Source organism: Amycolatopsis sp. cg9 (assembly GCF_041346945.1).
Classification (GTDB): domain Bacteria; phylum Actinomycetota; class Actinomycetes; order Mycobacteriales; family Pseudonocardiaceae; genus Amycolatopsis.
In genome coordinates this window covers 2611916-2633642 of the sequence record NZ_CP166850.1, presented here as the reverse complement: position 1 = coordinate 2633642, position 21727 = coordinate 2611916, and the positions used below count along the sequence as shown (strand labels likewise).

Annotated in this window: 24 protein-coding genes and 1 tRNA gene; 17 read left to right on the top strand and 8 right to left on the bottom strand. The window is 70.1% G+C overall.

The features are described from left to right. The first annotated feature begins 10 nt into the window (after positions 1 to 10). From AB5J73_RS12375 to AB5J73_RS12345, 7 genes are all read left to right on the top strand, one after another. A complete protein-coding gene (locus AB5J73_RS12375; RefSeq protein ID WP_370969841.1) occupies positions 11 to 385 on the top strand; it encodes an FKBP-type peptidyl-prolyl cis-trans isomerase in 375 nt (124 codons plus the stop codon). 71 nt (positions 386 to 456) lie between these two features. Next, on the top strand, positions 457 to 753 hold the full coding sequence (locus AB5J73_RS12370) for a trypsin-like serine protease (protein WP_370969840.1): 297 nt from the start codon (positions 457 to 459) through the stop codon (positions 751 to 753). Between the two features lie 32 nt (positions 754 to 785). Next, positions 786 to 929, top strand: a complete 144-nt coding sequence (locus AB5J73_RS12365; protein ID WP_370969839.1) for a hypothetical protein — start codon at positions 786 to 788, stop codon at positions 927 to 929. Positions 930 to 1018: 89 nt separating this feature from the next. After that, positions 1019 to 1771 (top strand): trypsin-like serine protease, encoded by a 753-nt coding sequence (locus AB5J73_RS12360; protein ID WP_370969838.1) that lies wholly within the window; start codon positions 1019 to 1021, stop codon positions 1769 to 1771. 105 nt (positions 1772 to 1876) lie between these two features. Continuing rightward, on the top strand, positions 1877 to 2608 hold the full coding sequence (locus AB5J73_RS12355; protein WP_370969837.1) for a trypsin-like serine protease: 732 nt from the start codon (positions 1877 to 1879) through the stop codon (positions 2606 to 2608). 67 nt (positions 2609 to 2675) lie between these two features. Then, positions 2676 to 3026, top strand: a complete 351-nt coding sequence (locus AB5J73_RS12350) for a type II toxin-antitoxin system RelE/ParE family toxin (RefSeq protein WP_370969835.1) — start codon at positions 2676 to 2678, stop codon at positions 3024 to 3026. After that, positions 3023 to 3307: a helix-turn-helix domain-containing protein gene (locus AB5J73_RS12345; RefSeq protein WP_370969834.1), complete on the top strand. Its 285-nt coding sequence runs from the start codon at positions 3023 to 3025 to the stop codon at positions 3305 to 3307. Before AB5J73_RS12350 ends, AB5J73_RS12345 begins: the two co-directional genes overlap by 4 nt. Positions 3308 to 3501: 194 nt before the next feature. Here the strand turns inward: AB5J73_RS12345 and AB5J73_RS12340 are convergent. Further along, positions 3502 to 3584, bottom strand: a tRNA-Leu gene (locus AB5J73_RS12340). Between the two features lie 130 nt (positions 3585 to 3714). On the opposite strand from AB5J73_RS12340, the gene AB5J73_RS12335 reads away from it, so the two are divergent. The 7 genes from AB5J73_RS12335 (at position 3715) to pknB (ending at position 13152) form a co-directional block, all read left to right on the top strand. Further along, a complete protein-coding gene (locus tag AB5J73_RS12335; protein ID WP_370969833.1) occupies positions 3715 to 4947 on the top strand; it encodes a DUF3662 and FHA domain-containing protein in 1233 nt (410 codons plus the stop codon). Between the two features lie 100 nt (positions 4948 to 5047). Further along, positions 5048 to 5509 carry an FHA domain-containing protein gene (locus AB5J73_RS12330; protein WP_003079002.1) on the top strand — a complete coding sequence of 154 codons (462 nt, stop codon included), beginning with the start codon at positions 5048 to 5050 and terminating at the stop codon, positions 5507 to 5509. Next, the gene (locus tag AB5J73_RS12325) at positions 5506 to 6903 is read left to right on the top strand and encodes a PP2C family serine/threonine-protein phosphatase (protein ID WP_370969831.1); all 1398 of its coding nucleotides are present in this window, start codon (positions 5506 to 5508) and stop codon (positions 6901 to 6903) included. Before AB5J73_RS12330 ends, AB5J73_RS12325 begins: the two co-directional genes overlap by 4 nt. Next, entirely contained in the window at positions 6903 to 8390 is a 1488-nt protein-coding gene (locus AB5J73_RS12320) for an FtsW/RodA/SpoVE family cell cycle protein (protein ID WP_370969830.1), read from the top strand. Before AB5J73_RS12325 ends, AB5J73_RS12320 begins: the two co-directional genes overlap by 1 nt. Next, positions 8387 to 9856: a peptidoglycan D,D-transpeptidase FtsI family protein gene (locus tag AB5J73_RS12315; protein ID WP_370969829.1), complete on the top strand. Its 1470-nt coding sequence runs from the start codon at positions 8387 to 8389 to the stop codon at positions 9854 to 9856. Before AB5J73_RS12320 ends, AB5J73_RS12315 begins: the two co-directional genes overlap by 4 nt. A 3-nt stretch (positions 9857 to 9859) precedes the next feature. Next, positions 9860 to 11185: a serine/threonine-protein kinase gene (locus AB5J73_RS12310; protein ID WP_370969827.1), complete on the top strand. Its 1326-nt coding sequence runs from the start codon at positions 9860 to 9862 to the stop codon at positions 11183 to 11185. After that, positions 11182 to 13152 carry a Stk1 family PASTA domain-containing Ser/Thr kinase gene (pknB, locus tag AB5J73_RS12305; protein ID WP_370969826.1) on the top strand — a complete coding sequence of 657 codons (1971 nt, stop codon included), beginning with the start codon at positions 11182 to 11184 and terminating at the stop codon, positions 13150 to 13152. Before AB5J73_RS12310 ends, pknB begins: the two co-directional genes overlap by 4 nt. A 53-nt stretch (positions 13153 to 13205) precedes the next feature. Here the strand turns inward: pknB and AB5J73_RS12300 are convergent, their stop codons facing one another. From AB5J73_RS12300 to AB5J73_RS12280, 5 genes are all read right to left on the bottom strand, one after another. Further along, positions 13206 to 13523: a hypothetical protein gene (locus tag AB5J73_RS12300; protein WP_370969825.1), complete on the bottom strand. Its 318-nt coding sequence runs from the start codon at positions 13521 to 13523 to the stop codon at positions 13206 to 13208. 100 nt (positions 13524 to 13623) lie between these two features. After that, a complete protein-coding gene (locus AB5J73_RS12295) occupies positions 13624 to 14265 on the bottom strand; it encodes a hypothetical protein (protein ID WP_370969824.1) in 642 nt (213 codons plus the stop codon). Then, positions 14253 to 15044 (bottom strand): ABC transporter ATP-binding protein, encoded by a 792-nt coding sequence (locus tag AB5J73_RS12290; RefSeq protein WP_370969822.1) that lies wholly within the window; start codon positions 15042 to 15044, stop codon positions 14253 to 14255. The genes AB5J73_RS12295 and AB5J73_RS12290 overlap by 13 nt, the downstream gene beginning before the upstream one ends. After that, a complete protein-coding gene (locus tag AB5J73_RS12285) occupies positions 15041 to 15685 on the bottom strand; it encodes an aminodeoxychorismate/anthranilate synthase component II (RefSeq protein ID WP_370969821.1) in 645 nt (214 codons plus the stop codon). Before AB5J73_RS12285 ends, AB5J73_RS12290 begins: the two co-directional genes overlap by 4 nt. 41 nt (positions 15686 to 15726) lie before the next feature. Further along, positions 15727 to 16044 (bottom strand): hypothetical protein, encoded by a 318-nt coding sequence (locus AB5J73_RS12280; RefSeq protein ID WP_370969820.1) that lies wholly within the window; start codon positions 16042 to 16044, stop codon positions 15727 to 15729. A gap of 251 nt (positions 16045 to 16295) precedes the next feature. Here AB5J73_RS12280 and AB5J73_RS12275 point away from each other — a divergent pair, with 251 nt between their 5' ends. Further along, positions 16296 to 17615, top strand: a complete 1320-nt coding sequence (locus tag AB5J73_RS12275) for an FAD-dependent oxidoreductase (RefSeq protein ID WP_370973111.1) — start codon at positions 16296 to 16298, stop codon at positions 17613 to 17615. Here the strand turns inward: AB5J73_RS12275 and AB5J73_RS12270 are convergent. Then, a complete protein-coding gene (locus tag AB5J73_RS12270) occupies positions 17612 to 18271 on the bottom strand; it encodes a response regulator (RefSeq protein WP_370969818.1) in 660 nt (219 codons plus the stop codon). The two genes, AB5J73_RS12275 and AB5J73_RS12270, sit on opposite strands and share 4 nt — an antisense overlap. Beyond that, on the bottom strand, positions 18211 to 20031 hold the full coding sequence (locus tag AB5J73_RS12265) for a histidine kinase (RefSeq protein WP_370969816.1): 1821 nt from the start codon (positions 20029 to 20031) through the stop codon (positions 18211 to 18213). The genes AB5J73_RS12270 and AB5J73_RS12265 overlap by 61 nt, the downstream gene beginning before the upstream one ends. 170 nt (positions 20032 to 20201) lie before the next feature. On the opposite strand from AB5J73_RS12265, the gene AB5J73_RS12260 reads away from it, so the two are divergent. Both AB5J73_RS12260 and AB5J73_RS12255 read left to right on the top strand, forming a co-directional pair. Further along, the gene (locus AB5J73_RS12260) at positions 20202 to 20915 is read left to right on the top strand and encodes an ABC transporter ATP-binding protein (protein WP_370969815.1); all 714 of its coding nucleotides are present in this window, start codon (positions 20202 to 20204) and stop codon (positions 20913 to 20915) included. Next, positions 20912 to 21646 carry an ABC transporter permease gene (locus AB5J73_RS12255; RefSeq protein ID WP_370969814.1) on the top strand — a complete coding sequence of 245 codons (735 nt, stop codon included), beginning with the start codon at positions 20912 to 20914 and terminating at the stop codon, positions 21644 to 21646. The genes AB5J73_RS12260 and AB5J73_RS12255 overlap by 4 nt, the downstream gene beginning before the upstream one ends. Positions 21647 to 21727: the final 81 nt, after the last annotated feature.

Below are 21727 nucleotides of genomic sequence, written 5' to 3'. Positions count from 1 at the left end.
GGTAAGGCCCATGACCTTGGAAAAGCCCCAAATCGACCGCCCGGACGGACCTGCCCCGGCCGACCTCGAGATCACCGACATCACGGTCGGTGACGGCGCCGAAGCCACGGCGGGCAAGACCGTCACGGTGCACTACGTCGGCGTCTCGCACTCGTCGGGCGAGCAGTTCGACGCTTCGTGGGACCGCGGTGAGCCGCTGCGCTTCGGCCTCGGCGCCGGTCAGGTCATCTCCGGCTGGGACCAGGGTGTCGCGGGCATGAAGATCGGCGGCCGCCGCAAGCTGGTCATCCCGCCGCACCTGGCCTACGGCGACCGCGGCGCCGGCGGCGTCATCAAGCCCGGCGAAACCTTGATCTTCGTCGTCGACCTGGTCGGCGTGAACTAGGTTGTCCGGCGGTGGCGGGATGAGCTCGCCACCGCCGACCCGCACTGGGGGGGGCGGGATCCGATGCGCACATGACGGACATTCCGAAGCCCGACGGCAGCAAGTACGACAGCGCCTGCTCGGGCTCCCTGATCGCCAAGAAGTGGATCATCACCGCCGGCCACTGCTTCCACGACGCGGCCCGCAACCCGGTCTCCGGCCCGGTGCCGTACCCGACGTCCGTGCTGCTGGGCACCACCACCGTGGACCAGCCGGGCGTCACCCGCAACGTCGTGACGGTGTACCAGTCGCCGAGCAACGACATCGCTGGGGCAGCCTCACCGCCGTCGATCCCACGCCGGGCACGAAGCTCCAGCAAGGCACCATGAAGGTCGCCACCGTCGACCCGCAGTAAGTGGGCGTGAAGGGCTTCGCGCCGACGGGCAAGAACGGCGGCCGCCTGGTGTCCATCGAAAGCGACGGACGGGACTGTCCGCACGACCAGGCCGAAACCACCGCGCGCGTCGACGTCGTGGCGGACTGGATCGCTTCGCACTTGGGCTGAACGGCGTATTTCCGCGCGGTGTGGCGTCACTACCCTCGAAAGTGATCACCGGCCTTCGACCGCCGGTGCGTGACAAGGGGGATCCACCGATGCGCGTACGCGCTGTGTTCTCTGCTGTCCTTTTGACGCTGGCCGCCGGCCTCGCCACGGCGGGGCCGGCTTCGGCCGTGGCGAACGGTTCCGACGTCCCCGCGGGGACGTTCAAGTTCGCCGCGAAGCTGACCATGACGAACATCCCGAAGCCCGACGGGACGAAGTACAACAGCGCGTGTTCCGGCGCGCTGATCGCCGCGAAGTGGATCATCACCGCGGGCCACTGCTTCCACGACGCCAACCGCAACCGCGTCTCCGGGCCGGTGCCCTACCCGACGTCGGTGCTGCTCGGCACGGTCAGCCAGAGCACGCCGGGCGTGACGCGCAACGTCGTCACCGTGTACCAGGCGAGCGCCAACGACATCGCGATCGCGACCCTCGACGCGGACGTCACCGGCATCACGCCGCTGACGGTCAACCGCGTCACGCCGTCGGTCGGGCAGCTGCTGACGCTCGCCGGCTGGGGCAGCCTCACCGCCACCAACCCCACGCCGTCGACGAAGCTGCAGCAGGGCACGGTGAAGGTCGGCCAGGTGGCCGCCTCGACGCTCGGCGTCCAGGGCGTCGCGCCGACGACGACCACGAGCGCGTGCGTGTACGACTCGGGCGCGCCCTACTTCGTCGCGAGCGGCACCGGCGGGCAGCTGGTGTCGGTCGAGTCGACCGGGCCGGACTGCCCCCACAACCAGCTCGAAACCACGTCCCGGGTGGACGTCGTCGCGGACTGGATCGCTTCGCACGTCGGCTGACCGCTTGGCCGGGCGTCACCCGGGTGACGCCCGGCCAGGGAATTCCCAGCACGCGGCGGCGGCAATAGCCTCGAACGTCGACCACTCGCTCGACGAAGGGGAAGAATGCGCCTGCGCGCCCTGCTCGCCGCCGCTGTCCTGACCATCACCACCGCACCGACGGCCTGGGCCGTCGCCCACGGCACCGACGTCCCACCGGGGCAGTTCGGGTTCGTCGCGAAGCTCTCGATGACGAAGATCCCGCGCCCGGACGGCTCGACGTACGCCAGCTACTGCACCGGCGCCCTGATCGCGCCCGGCTGGGTGCTGACGACCGGGCACTGCTTCCACGACGCCCACCGCAACCGCGTCTCGGGCAAGGTCCCGTACCCGACGACGGTGACGCTCGGCCTGGTCGACGAAGCCACCGAGTCGGGCGTCGCCCGCAAGGCGACCGAGGTCCTCCAGGCGAAGGAGAACGACGTCGCGCTGATCCGCTTGGACAGCCCGGTGAGCGCGGTGACCCCGCTGGCGGTGAACCGCACGCTCCCGAAGGTCGGCCAGCAGCTGACCCTGGCCGGCTGGGGCAGCCTGACGGGCACCGACCCCAAGCCGGCCATCCGCCTGCAGCAGGGCACGGTCGCGGTGGCGAAGGTCGACCCGACGACGCTGGGCGTCCGCGGCGCGGCCCCGGAGATCACGACGAGCGCGTGCACGTACGACTCGGGAGCCCCCTACTTCACGGACGGCAAACTGGTCGCCCTGGAGGCCACCGGCCCCGGCTGCCCCCACGCGGGCATCGAAACGACGAGCCGAGCCGACGTGATCGCAGACTGGATAGCCACCCACACGCCTTAGGCACTTTCCGTTATTACAACTAGACCCAAAGTGACACAGCGTAACACTCGCCTATAGCATCCTTGCTATGGATTGGGGTACCATCGAGCTCGAGCCAGAGGTTCGCGACTGGCTTAGAGGCCTGGACAAGAAGGCGGTCAACCACGCCGCCTTCTACATCGACCTCCTGGCCGAACGCGGACCTCTGCTCGGCGAGCCGTACACGAGGCAGCTGGACGGGAAGCTCCGCCAACTCCGTTTCTGGCTCGACGAGCAAGCCACGCGAATCAGCTGCTCGATCGCGCCGGAAAGGCGGATCATCCTGATGACGGTGTGGCGGAAGACGAAGATGCGCGAAGCCGGCGAGGTCGAACGAGCCAGGCGAGCAATGCGCCGCTGCCGGGACGAGCGGCACACCGTGGATGAGGAGGAGTCATGACCGAACGAACCTCGGGGGGCGACCTGCGCGCGGAACTCGGCGTCGACCGCACCCACCACGCGTACGAGGCAGCTCGGATCGCATTCGAACTGGGCACGGAGGTTCGGATGCTCCGCGAGGAGCGCGGCTGGACGCAAACCGAACTGGCCGAGCGGGCGGGGATGACGCAGTCGGCGATGGCGAGGTTCGAAGCCGGCGGCACGATCCCGACCCTGCCAGTCCTGGAACGCGTGGCCGCGGCTCTGCAGATGCGACTGTCGATCGCCCTCAGCCCCGCCTGATCGCCACCCACACGGCGTAACTTCTCCCAGAGCGAACACCCCCGAAACCCCGTGACATTCCCCACCGCACCACGCGGAACGCGACCGACCGCAAGCGACCGCACCGTGGGGGGTCCGGGGGCTCGGCCCCCGGGAAAGACCAGGCCAACGGGAAAGGGCCCCGATCGCGCTAGCGATCGGGGCCCTGAACAGCGTGGGCGAGGAGGGAGTTGAACCCTCACGTCCTTTCGGACACACGGACCTGAACCGTGCGCGTCTGCCATTCCGCCACTCGCCCGAGTGCTTCTCTCTGACAGCGAGGAGAAGACTAGCAGGTCGTTTGAACGGGTTTCACCGGGGGCCGTGTAGAGGCTCGCTCACCCGGATAGGATCGATGCGGAAGCACGAGCGTGAGGAGGTTTTCCCCGGTGGGCCGCGCCGAGAGATTCGACAGGCGACTCGAGAACCTGGTGGGGAACACTTTCGCGCGCATGTTCGGTGGCAACGTCGTCACGCAGGAAGTGGCGATCGCCCTGGAGCGGGAGAGTGAGGAGAACGTTCGTGAGCTGGCAGGCGGTCGGCAGCTCGCCCCGAATCACTACATCGTGTCCTTGGGGACGGCTGACCACGAGCGCATGGCCGGTGACGAGCAACGGGTCACCCAGGTGCTTGCCAAGGCGGTGGCGGAACACCTCGCCGCCGAAGGCCTGGACACCTATGGTGACGTCGTCGTATCACTCGAGCGCAACGAGGCGCTGCATACTGGACAGTTCAAGACCCGTTCGTCCGTCGATCCCGACGCCCGCCCCTCAGGCGCCGGTTCACCGCGGTCGGCACGACCCAGCAACGCAGGAGACCCAGCAATGAGCCAGCCCCCCGGCTACGGCCAATACGACCAGGGTGACCCGTACGGCCAGCAGGGCCAGTACGGCTACGGACAGCAGGGTGGCCAGCAGCCCGGGTACGACCAGGGTTACGGCCAGCAGCAGGGTGGTTACGACCAAGGCGGCTACGCCCAGCCCCAGCAGGGCGGCGGCTACGACCAGGGCGGCTACCAGCAGGGCGGTTACGACCAGGGTGGCTACGCCCAGCCCCAGCAGGGTGGCTACGACCAAGGTGGTTACCAGCAGGGTGGCTACGACCAGGGTGGCTACGCCCAGCCCCAGCAGGGCGGCGGCTACGACCAGGGCGGCTACCAGCAGGGCGGCTACGACCAGTACGGCGGTCAGCAGCAGGCCGGGTACGACCAGTACGGCGGCCAGCAGCAGGCGGGCTACGACCAGTACGGCCAGCAGCAGGCGTACGGCCAGCCGGCCGGCGACCCGTACGCGCAGCAGCAGGGCGGCTACGGCCAGCCCGCGGCGGGGCGCCAGCTCGCGGCGAGCCTGCAGCTGGACGACGGCTCGAACCGGACGTACTCGCTGAAGCAGGGCGGGAACGTCGTGGGCCGCGGCCAGGACGCGGACTTCCGTCTCCCGGACACCGGGGTGTCGCGACGGCACCTGGAGATCACCTGGGACGGCCAGAGCGCGACGCTCGCCGACATCGGTTCGACCAACGGCACGACCGTGAACGGCACGCCGGTCCAGACCTGGCAGCTCGCCGACGGCGACGTCATCCGGGTGGGTCATTCGTCCCTCGTGTTCCGTACACAGGGCTGACTCGGGGCACGGAATACTGTTCCCGCAGAATTGACGTGCGGGGGGACCGCGGCGTACCCGCGTCGCGGCTGCACGGACGAGTCGGGAGCGGACACACCAAGTGCCAGAGCTGGTCGTACAACTCACCAGGGTGGGCTTCCTCGTGCTGCTCTGGCTCTTCGTGTTCGCCGCGCTCAGAGTCGTCCGGTCGGACCTCTACGCGGCGTCGGGCATGCGCGTCCAGGTGCCGACCTTCGGGCGCAAGAAGGAGAAGAAGCCGCGCAACAGCAAGTCCCCGCAGCAGCTGCTGGTCACCCACGGCGCACTGGCGGGGACGCGCATCGCGCTGGACGGCCGGCCGATCCTGATCGGCCGGGCCGACGACTCGACGCTGGTGCTCGACGACGACTACGCGTCGACCCGGCACGCCCGGATCGCCCAGCGCGGTGAGGACTGGTACGTGGAAGATCTGGGCTCGACGAACGGGACCTACCTCGACCGGGCTAAGGTCACTGCACCCCTCCGGGTCCCGCTCGGAGTCCCCATCCGGATCGGCAAGACGGTGATCGAGCTTCGCCCATGACTCTCGTCCTCCGCTACGCAGCCCGCAGCGACCGGGGCCTGGTGCGTTCGAGCAACCAGGACTCCGTGTACGCCGGCCCTCGCCTGCTCGCGCTCGCCGACGGTATGGGTGGCCACGCGGCGGGTGAGGTGGCCAGCAAGGTCGTCATCGCCTCGCTCGCCCCGCTCGACGACGACGAACCGCGCGACGACCTCCTCGCCCAGCTGCGGGAGGCGGTGGCCAACGGCAACGCCGCCATCGCCGAACTCGTCTCGCAGGACCCCGATCTCGACGGCATGGGCACGACGCTCACCGCGGTGCTGTTCGCGGGCACGCGCCTGGGGCTGGTGCACGTCGGCGACTCGCGCGCCTACCTGCTGCGCGGCGGCCAGTTCGCGCAGATCACGCGCGACGACAGCTTCGTCAACGAACTTCTCGAACAGGGCCGCATCACGCCGGAAGAGGCGGCGGTGCACCCGCAGCGGTCGCTGCTGCTCAAGGCCCTCACCGGGCACGAGGTCGAGCCGAGCCTGACCGTGCGCGAGGCCCGCGCCGGCGACCGGTACCTGATCTGCTCGGACGGGCTGTCCGGCATGGTCAGCGACGAGACGCTGACCGAGGCCGTGCAGATCCCGGACCCGCAGCAGTGCGCGGACCGGATGATCGAGCTGGCGCTCAAGGGCGGCGGCACGGACAACGTCACCGTGATCATCGCGGACGTGGTCGACGTCGACTTCGGCGAGGACGCGCCCATCGTGGGCGGCGCCGCCGGGGACGGCAGCGACGAGCTGCACCAGGGCGACTCGCCCGCGGCGCGGGCCAGGGCGCTGACCCAGCCGCCGCCGCAGCAGCGGCCCGAACTGCCGCAGCCGTCCGAAGACCCGAAAGCCAAGCGCCGGAAGCGGTTCCGCTGGCTGGCCGGAGCGCTGGTCGTTCTCGTGGTGCTCGCCGCCGCCGCCATCGCCACCCGGTACTTCGTGCTGAGTCAGTACTATGTCGGCGAAGGTGCGGACGAGGAAGTCGTCATCTACCGCGGCGTCCCCGGCAGCATCCTCGGGATCGACCTGCACACCTACGAGCAGGGCTCCTGCCCGCCCAACCAGGTGTGCACGGACAAGCTGCGCGTCACCCAGCTCCAGGAGGACGCGCGGCTCGCCGTGCAGAACGGCGTCAAGAAGGACAGCCTCGACGACGCCCGGAAGTACATCGACGACTTCCTGCAGCTGCACAAGCGCCTGAACAACTGCGCGCCGACGGGCGGTCAGACCTCGCCGACGCCGACCAACCCGGTCACGCCGACGACGACGCCGTCGGTCCCGGCCGGTTCCACTGCTCCATCGTCGGCGAACCAGCCAGCGGGGAGGGACTGCTCGACGCCGAGTTCGACGGCACCGACGACGGGAGGCGGTAACTGATGGGCCAGCCCGTCGCGCGTTCCGCCGAACCGCTCGCCGCGCAGTTCCAGACGAACCCGCCGCGCGAGGTCCCGACCCGCCGCAACACCGAGCTCGTCCTGCTGGGCTTCGCGGCGTTCATCGTCACGATCGCACTGGTGCTCGTCGAAGCGAACCAGGAGCAGGAACTCACCACGTCGATCCTCTGGCTCGGCCTCGCCTACCTCGGCGTGCTGACCGGTGCGCACCTCGCCGTCCGCAAGTGGGCGCCGTACGCGGACCCGGTGCTGCTCCCCTGCGTCGCGCTGCTGAACGGCATCGGCCTGGTGATGATCCACCGGATCGACCTGGCGCTGGCCGAGCGGGCGGTGCAGAACGGCAAGGACTACACGCCGGCCGTCACCGCGCAGGTGCTGTTCACGGTGATCTCGCTGGTGTTCTTCGTCGTCGTGCTGATCGTGGTCAACGACCACCGCACGCTGACCCGCTACGGCTACACCGCGGGCCTGGTCGGGATCGTCGCGCTGGCGCTGCCCGCGCTGCTGCCGTCGAGCCTCTCCGAGGTCAATGGCGCCAAGGTGTGGCTGAAGCTGCCGTTCTTCTCGATCCAGCCGGGCGAGTTCGCGAAGATCCTGCTGATGATCTTCTTCGCTTCGTTCCTGGTGTCGAAGCGGGACCTGTTCATGGTGGCGGGCAAGAAGCTCGTCGGCGTCGAGCTGCCGCGCGCCCGCGACCTCGGCCCGATCCTCATCGCCGCGTTCGTCTGCATCGGCGTCCTGGTGTTCGAGAAGGACCTCGGCACGTCGCTGCTGTTCTTCAGCGTCATCCTGGTGATGCTCTACGTCGCGACCGAGCGGGCCATCTGGGTCGTCCTCGGCCTGAGCTTCTTCGCGGTCGGCTGCGTCATCGCCTACAACCTCTTCGGGCACGTCCAGCAGCGCGTCGCGAACTGGCTGGACCCGCTGGCCACCTACGACGAGGCGGGCGGCGGTTACCAGCTCGCACAGGGCCTGTTCGGGCTCGGCACCGGCGGCGTCGGCGGCACCGGGCTCGGCGCCGGGCGGCCGGACATGGTGCCCGAGGCCAACACCGACTTCATCACCGCCTCGATCGGCGAAGAGCTCGGCTTCATCGGGCTGGCCGCCGTCCTGATGCTGTACTTGCTGGTCGCGATGCGGGGCATGCGCAGCGCGCTCGCGGTGCGCGACACGTTCGGCAAGCTGCTCGGCGGCGGGCTCGCGTTCACCATGGTCATGCAGATCTTCGTCGTCGTCGGCGGGGTCACGAAACTCATCCCGGAGACCGGTATCACCGCGCCGTTCCTGTCCAAGGGCGGCTCGTCGCTGCTCGCGAACTACATCCTGGTCGCGCTGCTGCTCCGGATCTCCGACGCCGCCCGCAAGCCGGCCACCCGCCCGAAGCCGCAGCAGCAGCCCCAGGCGCCGATCGCGGAAGCGCACACCGTGCTCGTGCAGCGCCCGCCGGCGGACGGGGGCGCGCAGGCATGAACACCCCGCTCCGCAAGGTCGGCATGGCGATGCTCGTCATGGTCGTCCTGCTGCTGGCCAACGCCACCTACATCCAGGTGGTGAAGGCCGACGACTACCGCACCGACTCGCGCAACGCCCGCGTGCTCTACGACGAGTTCGCCCGCCAGCGCGGCAAGATCGTGTCGCAGGCCAACGGCGAGGTGCTGGCCAGCGTCGACCCGTCGAACGACAAGTACAAGTACATCCGGACCTACGCCGACGGCCCGATGTACGCGCCGGTCACCGGCTACTACTCGATCAACTACGGGGCCGGCGGGCTCGAGCGCGCCGAGGACGACGTCCTCAACGGGTCCGACCCGCGGCTGTTCGTGCGGCGGCTGTCGGACATGGTCACCGGCCGCGACCCCAGCGGCGGCAACGTCCGGCTGACCATCGACCCGGCCGTGCAGAAGGCCGCGTACGACCTGATGACGCAGAAGGGCTACACCGGCGCCGTCGTCGCGATGGAGCCGAAGACCGGCCGGATCCTGGCGATGGTCTCGACGCCGTCGTACGACCCGAACCAGCTGGCCTCGCACACGTCGAAGGCGCAGACCGACGCCTGGAACGCGAACAACAAGGACCCGAAGAAGCCCATGCTGAACCGGGCGATCTCGGAGACCTATCCGCCGGGCTCGACGTTCAAGCTCGTCACCGCGGCGGCGGCGCTCGAAGACGGCAAGGGCCCGGACACCCAGATCGACTCGGCACCGAACACGAAGGTCCCCGGCGTCAGCAAGACCCTGGAGAACTACGCGGGCCAGGCGTGCCCCGGCACCACGTTCAAGGACGCGCTCGCGCACTCCTGCAACGTGCCGTTCGCGCAGTTCTCCGGCCAGCTGGGCGCGGACAAGATGAAGAAGACGGCGGCGAACTTCGGCATCGGGCAGACCGACCTGACCGTGCCGATGAAGGTCGCCGCTTCGACCGTCGGCCCGCTCGACTCGCAGGACGCGCTCTACCAGAGCGGCATCGGCCAGCGCGACGTCCGGCTGACGCCCCTGCAGGACTGCCTGCTCGCGGCCACCGTGGCCAACGGCGGGATGGCGATGAAGCCGCAGCTGGTGCAGTCGGTGCTGGCGCCGGACCTGTCGACCATCGAGGACTACAGCCCCACCGAGCTCACCGGCACGGCGGCACTTTCGTCGTCGAACGCCGCGATCCTCAAGGACATGATGATCGCTTCCGAGGGCTTCACCAAGGGCGGCGGCAAGCGCGCCGACATCCAGATCGCGTCGAAGACCGGCACCGCCGAGCACGGCACGGACTCCAAGAACACCGCGCCGCACGCCTGGTACACCGGCTTCGCCCCGGCGAACGACCCGCAGATCGCGGTCGCCGTCATCGTCGAAGACGGCGGCAACCGCGGGCTCGCGGCCACCGGCGGCACGGTCGCCGCGGAGATCGGCCGCGCCGCGATCAACGCCAAGCTCGGGGGTGGATAGCGGATGCTGTCCTCGGGCCAGCTGCTGGCCGAGAGGTACAAGCTGACGAGCCGGATCGCCGTCGGCGGGATGGGCGAGGTCTGGCAGGCCAGCGACACCCGGCTGGACCGGACCGTGGCCGTCAAGATCCTCAAGGCCGAGCTCTCCGGTGACGCCGAATTCCTCCACCGCTTCCGGACCGAAGCGCGGATGACGGCGTCGCTCAACCACCCCGGCATCGCCGCGGTGCACGACTACGGCGAGACCGTGTTCGACGGCGACCTGTCGATCGCGTACCTCGTGATGGAGCTCGTCGACGGCGACCCGCTGGCCGGCTTGCTCGCCAAGCACGGGCGGCTGTCGGCGGAGTTCACGCTCGACATGCTCGAGCAGGCGGGCAACGCGCTGCAGGCCGCGCACGAGCAGGGCCTGGTCCACCGCGACGTCAAGCCGGGCAACATCCTGGTGACGTCGGCGGGCCAGGTGAAGATCACCGACTTCGGGGTGGCGAAGGCCGCGGACGCGGCCCCGGTCACCCGGTCCGGCATGGTCATGGGCACCGCGCACTACATCGCGCCGGAGCAGGCGCTCGGGCACCCGGCGGAGCCGGCGTCCGACGTCTACTCGCTCGCGGTGTGCGGGTACGAATGCCTCGCCGGGCACCGGCCGTTCCTCTCCGAGAACGCCGTCACGGTCGCGATGATGCACATCCGCGACATCGCGCCGCCGCTGCCACCGGACGTGCCGCCCGCGGCGCGCGCGGTGATCGAGGCGACGCTGGTCAAGGACCCGCGGCAGCGCTACAACAACGGCGGCGAGTTCGCGGCCGCCGTCGCCGCGGTCCGCGCCGGGCTGCCGCTGCCGACGCCGTCCGGCCTGGTCAACGCCGCCTACGCGACCGGCCAGCAACCGCAGCAACAGCCGCCGCAGCAGCAGCAGGTTCCGCCGCAGCCGGTCCCGCCGCAGCAGCAGCACATGCCGGTCGGCCCGCCGTCCCCGGCGGTGAACCCCATGGTCGTCATCGGCCCGCCGTCCCGCCCCGCGGTGCGGCCGGTCATGATGCCGGTCCCGAAGAAGAAGTCCCAGTGGGGCTGGTGGGCGCTCCTCGCGGCGATCCTGCTCGTTGTCCTGGTGGCGGGGATCGTGCTGATCGCCAAGATGATCGGCAGTTCCGGCTCCCCGCCGCACACCGGCCAGACGACGAGCCAGGTGGTCCCGGGCAGACAGCCGCCCACGGAAGAGCCGCCCGCTACGAGTGTCCTACCGGCGGAGTCTCCCGGCACGACCGACGATGGCCAGCAAGGCATCATGACCACACCTTGGACGGAATGGAACGGCACCCAGAGATGAGCACACCCAGACTGCTCTCCAACCGGTACGAGCTGGGCGAAACGCTCGGCTACGGAGGCATGTCCGAGGTCCATCACGGCCACGACGTGCGCCTCGGCCGGGAAGTCGCGATCAAGATCCTCCGTGCCGACCTCGCCAGGGACCCGCAGTTCCAGGAGCGCTTCCGCCGCGAGGCGCAGAACGCCGCCGCGCTGAACCACCCGGCGATCGTCGCGGTCTACGACACGGGTGAGGCCAACACCGAGTTCGGGCCGCTGCCGTACATCGTCATGGAGTACGTCGAAGGCCGGACGCTGCGCGACATCGTCAAGACCGAAGGCCCGATGTCGCAGAAGCGGGCGATGGAGGTCATGGCCGACGTCTGCGCGGCGCTGGACTTCTCGCACCGCCACGGCATCGTGCACCGCGACGTCAAGCCGGCCAACGTGATGATCACGAAGAACGGCGCGGTCAAGGTGATGGACTTCGGCATCGCGCGCGCGATGCACGACGGCCAGTCCGCCATGACCCAGACCGCCGCGGTGATCGGCACGGCGCAGTACCTGTCGCCGGAGCAGGCGCGCGGCGAGTCCGTCGACGCCCGTTCCGACGTCTACGCCGCGGGCTGTGTGCTCTACGAGCTCATCACCGGCGAGCCGCCGTTCACCGGCGACTCCCCGGTCGCGGTCGCCTACCAGCACGTGCGGGAGGACCCGAACCCGCCGTCGTCGGTGAACCCGGCGGTGGCGCCGGAGCTCGACGCCGTCGTGCTGAAGGCGCTGGCCAAGGGCCCGGCGAACCGCTACCAGTCGGCGGCGGAGATGCGTTCGGACCTCGTGCGCACCCTGTCGGGCCAGCGCCCGGCCGCGCCGATGGTGATGTCCGAGGACGAGCGCACGCAGGTGATGAACGCCGACCGGCGGCAGCCGCAGCGCTACGAGGAGTACAGCGAGCCGGACGACGAGGACCCGAAGGCCAAGCGCCGCCGCCGGACGATCCTCGCCGCGCTCGCGGCGGTGTTCGTGCTGGGCGCGGTGCTGCTGATCATGTGGCTGTCGGGCTCGTTCAAGAGCAACGACAACGCCACCGTGGCCATCCCGGACGTGCTGCACCAGCGGGTCCCGCAGGCCAAGGAAACGTTGATCGGCAAGGGCTTCAAGACCTTCGACACGAAGAACATCACCTGCGGCGTGCAGCCGACCGACGGCAGCCCGTCCTGCACCCAGGACGACATCAACAACGTCATCAAGATCGACCCCGGTGTCGGTACCCAGGTCGCGACTTCCACGAAGATCACGCTGTACGTCGGCGTCGCGCCCGGTAAAGCCAGCGTGCCGGACCTCAAGGGCAAGACGCGCGACCAGGCCGAGAAGCTGCTGACCGACGCGAAGCTGACGCTGAACCCGGATGTCCAGGAAGTCGAGGTCGACGACCCGAACCAGGCCGGCCTGGTGCAGGGGCAGACGCCGACGGCGTCGTCGGAGGTCGACGAGGGCACCAGCGTGCAGATCACGGTCGCGAAGTCCAAGGAACTCAAGACGGTCCAGGACTTCACCGGCAAGCCGTACTCGCAGGCCGATTCGGCGCTGCGCGGGCTCGGGTTCAAGACCAAGAAGGTCGAGCAGGCTTCGGACTCGGTGCCGAAGGACAGCGTCATCACGCAGAACCCGAACGGCGGCTCGCTGGCCGTGGGGTCGACGATCACGCTGACGGTTTCGACCGGTCCGGAGAACAGCGACCAGATCCAGATGCCGAGCCTCGTCGGGATGACCCCGGAGCAGGCGCAGGACAAGCTGGAGAGCATGGGCTGGACCGGCAAGCTGAGCGAGAAGGCCGACCGGAACAGCAACGCGCCGGAAGGCACGATCACCGGCCAGAACCCGACGCCGGGTTCGCAGATCAGCAAGGACCAGAACGTCACGGTCAACGTGTCCGAAGGCAACGGGATCCCGAGCTTCACGTTCACCCCGCCGACGAGCACGCGTTAGCGCGAGACAGCGAGAAGGCCCGCACGGTTCGCCGTGCGGGCCTTCTTCGTGCTTCAGGCTTTGTCGAGGAATCCCCGGACGGCGCCGAGCACCTGCTCGGCGTCGCTCGCCGGACCGCAGTCGAGTTCGAGTTCTTCGGCCGCGCCGGAGCGCTTCACCTTCAGGGAGACGCGGCCTTCGCGGCAGCGCCGCAGCCACGCGAAGAGGGAACTGCAGAAGACGCCGGCGGAATTGCTCGTCACGCCGACCACGACGGCGTCGAAGAGCTGGACGCGGCCACGGAGTTCGTCCTCGCCGCGCAGCCAGGCGGCGAGCTCCGGGAGCTCGCCGTCGGAGTCTGGCACGGTGATCGCGACGATCCCAGCCGTCACCCGTTCTCCGTTCACCCAGAACCGGAGAGGCCCCGAACCTTAGTCGGCCACGTGGTCCCACAGGAAGCCCGGTCCGGAAATTGAATTCTGCAATTTGCAATCAAGACCGGCGGCGAACCAGCGTCGAGACGGCGAAGAAGCTGACGGCCAGCACCACTACCGACGTCCCGAGCGCGAGCGCCAGCGGGCCGGCGACCGGTTCCTCGTCGGTCAGGGCGTGCAGCAGGGGGTGGACCAGCGGGATCTTCGCCAGCAGCACGACGATCAACGTGACGACGGCGGCGAGCACCGTCCAGCCGATCCGCTGCACCAGCAGCCGCGAGCACGGGAGGGCGATCGCGATGCCCAGCAGCGCGCACGCGAGGTGGGCGAGCAGCCCGATGCCGAGCGCCGACGGCTGGACCTTGAACGACTTGAGCGCCGACCACACCTCGGTGATCACCGTGAGGACCAGCGAACAGGCCAGCACCGTGAGGACGGCACCGGTGATCATCCGCCGCCACCGGCGGGCGTGGCTGAGGGTCACCAGCCGCTGGACCGGGTCTTCGATGTCGAGCAGCGCGATCGTCAGCCAGCACGACACGACCAGCAGACCGCCGGCGCTCACGCCGAACAGCGGCAGCGGCGGCGAATTCGGGTCGGCGTAGAGGATCACGCAGAGGGCGAGGTAGGCGAGCAGCGCGGGCAGGTACCGCTGCGAATGGCCGAGCAGCACCAGGTAGTAGCGGGTCATGGCGAGCACGGCGCCACCTCCCGCACCGACCAGCCGTCCTTCAACGCCCGCAGCAGCACCGCGTCCACCGAAGCGACCTCGACCGTGAGCACCACCTGGGCGCCTTCGACGACCGCGTGCCGCACGCCGGGCTCGTCGGCCCAGCCGGTGCCGCCGCCGCGCAGGACGATCCGGGTGGTCGGCTCGGTGCTTTCCGCCGTCAGCCGGCCCTCGTCGATGAGGTGGACGACGTCGGCGTGGTCGTGCACGACCTGCGGGCGGTGGTCGGTGAACACGACGCTCGCCCCGCGCGCCCGCGTCTCGGCGACGAGCTCGCCGAGGATCGCGTGCGCGCCGACGTCGAGCCCGGACCACGGCTCGTCGAGGATCAGCAGGTCGGGGCGCACCATGACGGCCTGCGCGAGCCCGACCTTCTGCGCGTTGCCCTTGGACAGCGTGCGCAGCGGCGCGGCCGGGCCGCCGACGAGCGCCAGCCGGTCGAGCAGCGGGTCGATCATCGAGAGGTCGGTGAGCCCGTGGATGCGCGCCATGTGCCGCAGGTACGCCCGCGCGCCCATGCGCTGCCCGGCCGGGAAGCGGTCCGGCAGGTAGCCGACCCGCGGGGTGCCGGTGAGGGACCCGGTGGTCGGGTGCGAGACGCCGGCCATGATCCGCAGCAGCGTCGACTTGCCGGAGCCGTTGCTGCCGAGGACGCCGACGACGTGGCCGGGCTCGACGGTCAGGTCGACGTCGCGGAGGACGAAGTCACCGCGCCCGTACCGCTTGCCGACCCCCTCGAGCCGGATCACGCAACAGCGGCCTTCTGGAGCGCCTTGGTCGCGCGCTCGAGTTCGTCCACCCGGGCGGGGTCGACGGGGTGGCCGGCGGTGGCCAGCCAGTTCGCCAGCATCCGGTGGCCGCCCTCGGTGAGCACGGACTCCGGGTGGAACTGGACGCCTTCCAGCGGCAGCTCGCGGTGGCGCATGCCCATCACGATGCCGGACTCGGTGCGCCCGGTGACCTCGAAGACGTCTTCGGCGATGGTTTCGGGCAGCACGGTCAAGGAGTGGTACCGGGTGGCCGTGAACTCCTCCGGCAAGTCCTTGAGGATGCCGGCGCCGGTGTGCCGCACCTGGCTCGTCTTGCCGTGGAGCAGCTCCGGCGCGCGGTCGACGGTCGCGCCGTAGACGACGCCGAGCGCCTGGTGGCCGAGGCAGACGCCGAGCATCGGCGTGCGCGTCTCGGCGCACCTGCGGATGACGTCCATGCTCTGACCAGCGCGTTCGGGCGTCCCAGGGCCGGGCGACACCAGCACGGCGTCGAACTCGGGCACGCGGTCGAGGTCCACGACGTCGTTGCGCCAGACCGTGCAGTCGGCGCCGAGCTGGGCCAGGTACTGGACCAGGTTGTAGACGAAGCTGTCGTAGTTGTCGACGACGAGGACGCGCATGGCGCCGAGCTTACCGGCTACCCGGGACCGCCCTCCACGCGTTAGATTCCGCCGAGGGAAAAGGCCTGGAACCCGAGATTGGGGTTCTCGGTCTGCGGATTCACGATCTTGCTGATCCCGGTGCAATTGCCGTTCGACCAGAACCGGGCCGGGTAATCGCTGCCGTTCCCGGCGGACTCGCCGACCCCCGCGCCTTTCTCCGCGAAGGACAGGCAGTCGCCGGACGCGATCGGGGTCCAGGCGTCGGCACCACGGGTGAAGTTGATGCCGTGGTACCAGCAGACGATGTTCGACCCGCAGTGCGGCGTCGTCTGCGTGGCCGCGCCCGCGACCCCGGGAACCACCACCCCCGCGGCCACGGCGAAAACGAAGAAGGCACGACTGATACGTCGGAAAAGCATTGTCACCACACCACTTTCGACTCGTCGAAAGGAGGCGTTCCTCCCCTGTTCCGAAGCTAACAAAGAGTCGATCATGACCTCAACACCCGATCGGGCACTGCTCCGGCCCGACCCCTCCCACCAGGTGGACCGTACTGCACGTCACATTTCAAGTTAGGTGACCCTAACTTACGGTGGAGGGTGTGAGCCGAACTCTTCGCGTAGCCGTGGTGGGCGCCGGTCCCGCCGGGATCTACGCCGCCGACATCCTCGACAAGTCCGACGCCGACGTGCAGATCGACCTGTTCGAGCGGATGCCGGCGCCGTTCGGGCTGATCCGCTACGGCGTCGCGCCCGACCACCCGCGCATCAAGGGCATCGTGACCGCGCTGGAGAAGGTGCTGTCGAAGCCGAACATCCGGCTGCTGGGCAACATCGACTACGGCACCGACATCAAGCTCGACGAGCTGCGCGAGTTCTACGACGCGGTGATCTTCTCCACCGGCGCGTCGGCCGACCGCGCGCTCGACGTCCCGGGCGCCGACCTCGACGGCAGCTACGGCGCCGCGGACTTCGTGTCCTGGTACGACGGCCACCCGGACGTGCCGCGCACCTGGCCGCTGACCGCGTCTTCGGTCGCGGTCCTCGGCGTCGGCAACGTGGCGCTCGACGTCGCGCGCGTCCTGGCGAAGACCGCGGACGAGCTGCTCACCACGGACATCCCGGAGAACGTCTACCAGGGCCTGAAGGCCAGCCCGGTGACCGACGTGCACGTGTTCGGCCGCCGCGGGCCGGCGCAGGCGAAGTTCACGCCGCTGGAGCTGCGGGAGCTCGACCACTCGCCGAACGTCGAGGTCATCGTGTACCCCGAGGACATCGAGTTCGACGAGGGCAGCATCGCGGCGCTGCGGGCGTCGAAGCAGATCGACATGGTCGTGAAGACGCTGCAGGAGTGGGCGATCCGCGAGCCCGGCACCCGGCCGCGGCGGCTGCACCTGCACTTCTTCCACTCCCCCGCGGAGATCGTCGGCGCGGACGGCCGGGTCACCGGGCTGCGCACCGAACGCACCGAGCTGACCGGCGACGGGAACGTGCGCGGCACGGGCGAGTTCCACGACTGGGACGTCCAGGCGGTCTACCGCGCGGTCGGCTACCTGTCGTCGCACCTGCCGGAGATCCCGTTCGACCACGTGGCGGGCGTCGTCCCCAACCAGGCGGGCCGGGTGCTCGACCTGGACGAGAACCAGCTCCCCGGCGTGTACGTGACGGGCTGGATCAAGCGCGGCCCGGTCGGCCTGATCGGCCACACGAAGGGCGACGCGGCGGAAACCGTCGCGAGCCTGCTGGCGGACGCGGACACGTTGACGGCACCGAAGTTCCCGTCGCCCGACGCGATCCTCGACTTCCTGGCCGCCCGCGGCATCCCGTTCACGACGTGGGACGGCTGGGGCCGCCTGGACGCGCACGAGAAGGCGCTCGGTTCGGCCGCGGGCCGGGAGCGGGTCAAGGTCGTCGAGCGCGACGAGATGACGCGGGTCTCGCGCGGCTAAGCGTCCGCGCCGAGGTAGGCGAGAACGGCCAGCACGCGGCGGTTCGTGTCGTCCGAAGCCGTGATCCCGAGCTTCGCGAAGATGTTCGCCGTGTGCTTGCCGACCGCTCCTTCGCTGAAGTGCAGCTTCGTGGCGATCGCCGCGTTCGAGCAGCCTTCCGCCATCAGGCCCAGCACTTCGCGCTCGCGAGGCGTCAACGCGCCCAGCGGGTCGGACGGGTTGCCCGCCACCAGTTTCGCGATCACCTCGGGGTCCATCACCGTGCCGCCGGCGGCGACCCGGCGGACCGCGTCGATGAACTGGTCCGCGTTGAACACGCGGTCCTTCAGCAGGTAGCCGATCGCACCCGTGCCGTCGGCCAGCAGCTCGCGCGCGTACAGCTGCTCGACGTGCTGGGACAGCACGAGGATCGGCAGCCCCGGGACTTCGCGGCGGGCCGCCAGTGCGACCTGCAGGCCCTCGTCGGTGTTCGTCGGCGGCATCCGGACGTCCACAATGGACACTTCGGGGCGGTGTTCCCGCAACGCGTCCGCCAGTTCGGGACCGCTGCCGACCGCGGCGACGACGTCGAAGCCGTGCGCTGCCAGCAAGTGCGTCAGACCGTCTCGGAGGAGATACTGGTCTTCGGCGACGACGGTTCTGGGTCGATCTGACACGGGAGCTCCACGGTCGCCCTTGTCGGCCCGCCGATCGGGCTGGTCAGCGTCAACCTACCGTCGAAGGCGCCCAGCCTGCGCTCGATTCCGCGGAGTCCCGAACCGAGGGCCGGGTTGGCACCGCCCGGGCCTTCGTCGGTCACCACCAGCGTCAGCAGGTCCTCGTCGAAGGAAACCTCGATCGCCGCCCGCTTCGCACCGTGCTTCGCCGCGTTGCCGAGCAGCTCGGACACCGTGAAGTACGCGCACGCCTCCACCGGCTCCTCGAGCCGGCCCGGCAGCGAGCCGGTGACCTGGACCTTGAGCGGGCTGTCCAGTGCCAGCGCGCGGACCGCGTCCGCCAGCCCGCGCTCGGACAGCACCGGCGGGTGGATGCCGCGGATCAGCACCCGCAGCTCGGTGAGCGCCTCCGACGACGACGCGCGCAGCTCGGCCGCGAGCCGTTTCGCCGCGGCCGGGTCGGTGTCCACCAGCGCTTCCACCGCGCCGAGCTTCATGCCCATCGCGACCAGCCGGGACTGGATGCCGTCGTGCAGGTCGCGCTCGATGCGCCGCAGCTCCGCCGCCTGCGCGACCGTGACGTCGGCGCGCGTCTGCTTGAGCCGTTCGACGCGCCGGGCGAGCCGCGACGACTCGGTCGGCCCCAGCCACACCTTGACGAAGCGGGCCTGCTGCCGGGCGAGCCAGGTGGTCGGGACCAGGCCGGCGACGATCATCGCCAGCGCCAGCGGGGTCTGCGCGAGCGCGCCCAGGTGCGTCGACACCTCGGGCAGGAACAGCCAGCGGACCGGCGAGCTCACGAACGGCCGCCACCCCCACAGCGTCACCAGGCCGACGAACCCCCAGCCGAGCAGCGCCACCGTGGGCAGGGTCAGCGCCAGCGAGACGAGCGGGATCAGGCCGCCGCCGGCGAGGTCGCGCCAAGTGGCCCGGTCGCCGAGGATCCACCGCCGCCGGGCGTGCTGCACCGGCCAGAACGGCTCCTCGTACAGCTGCTTGCCGACCTGGTAGAGCCCGTCCGGCCGCGGCACCGGCAGCCCGGGCGGCGGCAGGTACGGGCGGGTGATCCGCACCCCGGTCCAGTTCCCGGCTTCGCGGCGCAGGGTGTCCGTGATGGTCCGGCTCCACAGCACGACCGGCGCCGCCACCGGCATCGCGACAGCGATGACGACCAGCTGCCACGCCGAGAAGACGAACTGCACCAGGGAAAGCACGAGGATGCCGATCTGGTGCCCCAGCGCCTCGAGGTGCCGGTGCAGCCAGTTCCCCCGGCGTTCGACGACCGGCCGGGGGCCGAGCCACCAGCGCGTCCACCGGCCGTAGCCGCGCAGCACCGACGGCCCGCCGAACAGCACGGCGACCGGCAGGAACAGCGTGACGAGCGGGTTCACCAGCTGCCACGCGAACTCGCGCTCGGCCGCCGGGTCCTCCAGCGCCCAGGTGAGCCGGTGCTGCCAGCGGATCCAGAACGCCCGCTTGTAGAGCGTGTTGCCGTCGCGGTACCAGCCGTCGCGTTCGCGGACCGGCTCCGGCGGCTCGGGCTGGTACGGCGGTTCGACTTCGACGCCGCACCAGCGCCCGGCCAGCACACGGGCCGTCGTCGAGCGGCCGCGGGACCATTCGACCGCGGGGCCGAGGAAGAACACCAGCCCGACGCACAGCAGCGCGAACGCGATCAGCTCGACCAGCACGTCGAACCAGCTCAGCAGTGCACGCGCGGCCAGCGCCAGCGCCCGGCCGAGGGCCCGCGAGTACGTCATCCCGGCACCTCCTTCCCCCGGAATCTTCGCCGAACCGCCGGCGCGGGCGCACTGCCCGGAGCCCCACAACGGGGGTGGGCCCAGCCCCACCCCCGCTTCAGCAAAACGCTACCTGAGCTGGGGTTTCAGCGTCATTCCGAGTGGCGCCGCCGGTTCGTAGCTTTGGCGGCATGCCACTCATCGAAGTCACCGACCTCCGCAAGCGCTACGGCACCCGGGTCGCGGTCGACGGCGTTTCGTTCACCGTCGAGCGCGGCGAAATCTTCGGCATCCTCGGCACGAACGGCGCCGGGAAGACCACCACCGTCGAATGCCTCCAGGGCCTGCGCCGGGCCGACGGCGGCACGCTCTCCGTGCTCGGCCTCGACCCGGCGACCGACCGCGCGGCGCTGACCCGCCGCGTCGGCGTCCAGCTGCAGGAAAGCCAGCTGCCCGCGAAACTGCGGGTGCGCGAGGCGCTGGAGCTGTTCGCGTCCTTCTACCCGGACCCGGCTGACGTCGACGTCCTGCTCGGCCAGCTCGACCTCCGCGACCACGCCCGCAGCGCGTTCGGGAAGCTTTCCGGCGGCCAGAAGCAGCGCGTCTCGATCGCGCTGGCCCTCGTCGGCCGCCCCGAGCTGGCGATCCTCGACGAGCTGACCACCGGCCTCGACCCGCACGCCCGCCGCGAAACGTGGCGGCTCGTCGAAGGCGTGCGCGCCACCGGCGTCACGGTCCTGCTCGTCACCCACTTCATGGACGAAGCCGAGCGGCTCTGCGATCGCGTCGCGATCTTCGACGCCGGGCGCGTGGTCGCCACCGGCACCCCGACCGAGCTCCGCCAATCCGTCAATGCGTCCACTTTGGACGACGCGTTCGTCTCGCTGACCAGGAGTGCGCTGTGAACACCTTCGCCAAGATCACCGCCACCGAAACGAAGCTCTTCCTCCGCTCGCCGTTCATGGCGGTCGCCGGCGTCCTGCTGCCGTCGATCCTGCTGCTCGCCATCGGCGCCATCCCCGGCATGACCGAACCCAGCGACAAGACCGGCGGGTTCCGGTTCATCGACGCGTGGGTGCCGTCGCTGATCGTCGTCAGCCTCGCGATGCTCGCGCTGCAGTCGATCCCCGCCGCCGTCACCGCCTACCGCGAGCAGGGGGTGCTGCGCCGGCTGGCCACGACGCCGGTGCACCCGGCGAACCTCCTGGGCGCGCAACTGCTCATCCACGTCGTGGTCGCGCTCGCGGGCATCGCGCTGGTGCTGGGGCTGGGCAACGCCGTCTACGACGTCCCGCTGCCGAAGCACCCGCTCTCGTTCGTCCTGACGCTGCTGCTCGGCGTCGTCTCGATGTTCGCGCTGGGCCTGGTCGCGGCCGCGGTCGCCCGGACGTCGAAGGCCGCGACCGGCGTCGCGATGGTCGCGTTCCTGCCGACCATGTTCTTCGGCGGCGTGTACCTGCCGCGGCCGCTGCTGCCGGAGGTCGTCCGCCGGATCGGCGACTACGTGCCGCCGGGTTCGCAGCCGCTGCAGGACGCCTGGGTCGGCACCGGGGTGCAGCCGCTGCAGCTGGTCGTGCTCGCCGCCTTCGCGGTGGCCGGGACGGCGCTGGCGGCGAAGCTCTTCCGCTGGGAGTGACCGGGCCTTCCGCCATATTGGTGATGATCATCGTTTTCTCTTGTGGCGGGGCCACCCGGCCGGTAGCCAAGAGGGTGGCCC

Excerpts from the sequence above, each read along its gene's own strand:
- AB5J73_RS12370 (WP_370969840.1), top strand. The coding sequence starts at position 457 with ATGACGGACATTCCGAAGCCCGACGGCAGCAAGTACGACAGCGCCTGC.
- AB5J73_RS12325 (WP_370969831.1), top strand. The coding sequence starts at position 5,506 with ATGACTCTCGTCCTCCGCTACGCAGCCCGCAGCGACCGGGGCCTGGTG.
- AB5J73_RS12360 (WP_370969838.1), top strand. The coding sequence starts at position 1,019 with ATGCGCGTACGCGCTGTGTTCTCTGCTGTCCTTTTGACGCTGGCCGCC.
- AB5J73_RS12350 (WP_370969835.1), top strand. The coding sequence starts at position 2,676 with ATGGATTGGGGTACCATCGAGCTCGAGCCAGAGGTTCGCGACTGGCTT.
- AB5J73_RS12285 (WP_370969821.1), bottom strand. The coding sequence starts at position 15,685 with ATGCGCGTCCTCGTCGTCGACAACTACGACAGCTTCGTCTACAACCTG.
- AB5J73_RS12375 (WP_370969841.1), top strand. The coding sequence starts at position 11 with ATGACCTTGGAAAAGCCCCAAATCGACCGCCCGGACGGACCTGCCCCG.
- pknB (WP_370969826.1), top strand. The coding sequence starts at position 11,182 with ATGAGCACACCCAGACTGCTCTCCAACCGGTACGAGCTGGGCGAAACG.
- AB5J73_RS12315 (WP_370969829.1), top strand. The coding sequence starts at position 8,387 with ATGAACACCCCGCTCCGCAAGGTCGGCATGGCGATGCTCGTCATGGTC.
- AB5J73_RS12260 (WP_370969815.1), top strand. The coding sequence starts at position 20,202 with ATGCCACTCATCGAAGTCACCGACCTCCGCAAGCGCTACGGCACCCGG.
- AB5J73_RS12355 (WP_370969837.1), top strand. The coding sequence starts at position 1,877 with ATGCGCCTGCGCGCCCTGCTCGCCGCCGCTGTCCTGACCATCACCACC.
- AB5J73_RS12345 (WP_370969834.1), top strand. The coding sequence starts at position 3,023 with ATGACCGAACGAACCTCGGGGGGCGACCTGCGCGCGGAACTCGGCGTC.
- AB5J73_RS12265 (WP_370969816.1), bottom strand. The coding sequence starts at position 20,031 with ATGACGTACTCGCGGGCCCTCGGCCGGGCGCTGGCGCTGGCCGCGCGT.
- AB5J73_RS12320 (WP_370969830.1), top strand. The coding sequence starts at position 6,903 with ATGGGCCAGCCCGTCGCGCGTTCCGCCGAACCGCTCGCCGCGCAGTTC.
- AB5J73_RS12310 (WP_370969827.1), top strand. The coding sequence starts at position 9,860 with ATGCTGTCCTCGGGCCAGCTGCTGGCCGAGAGGTACAAGCTGACGAGC.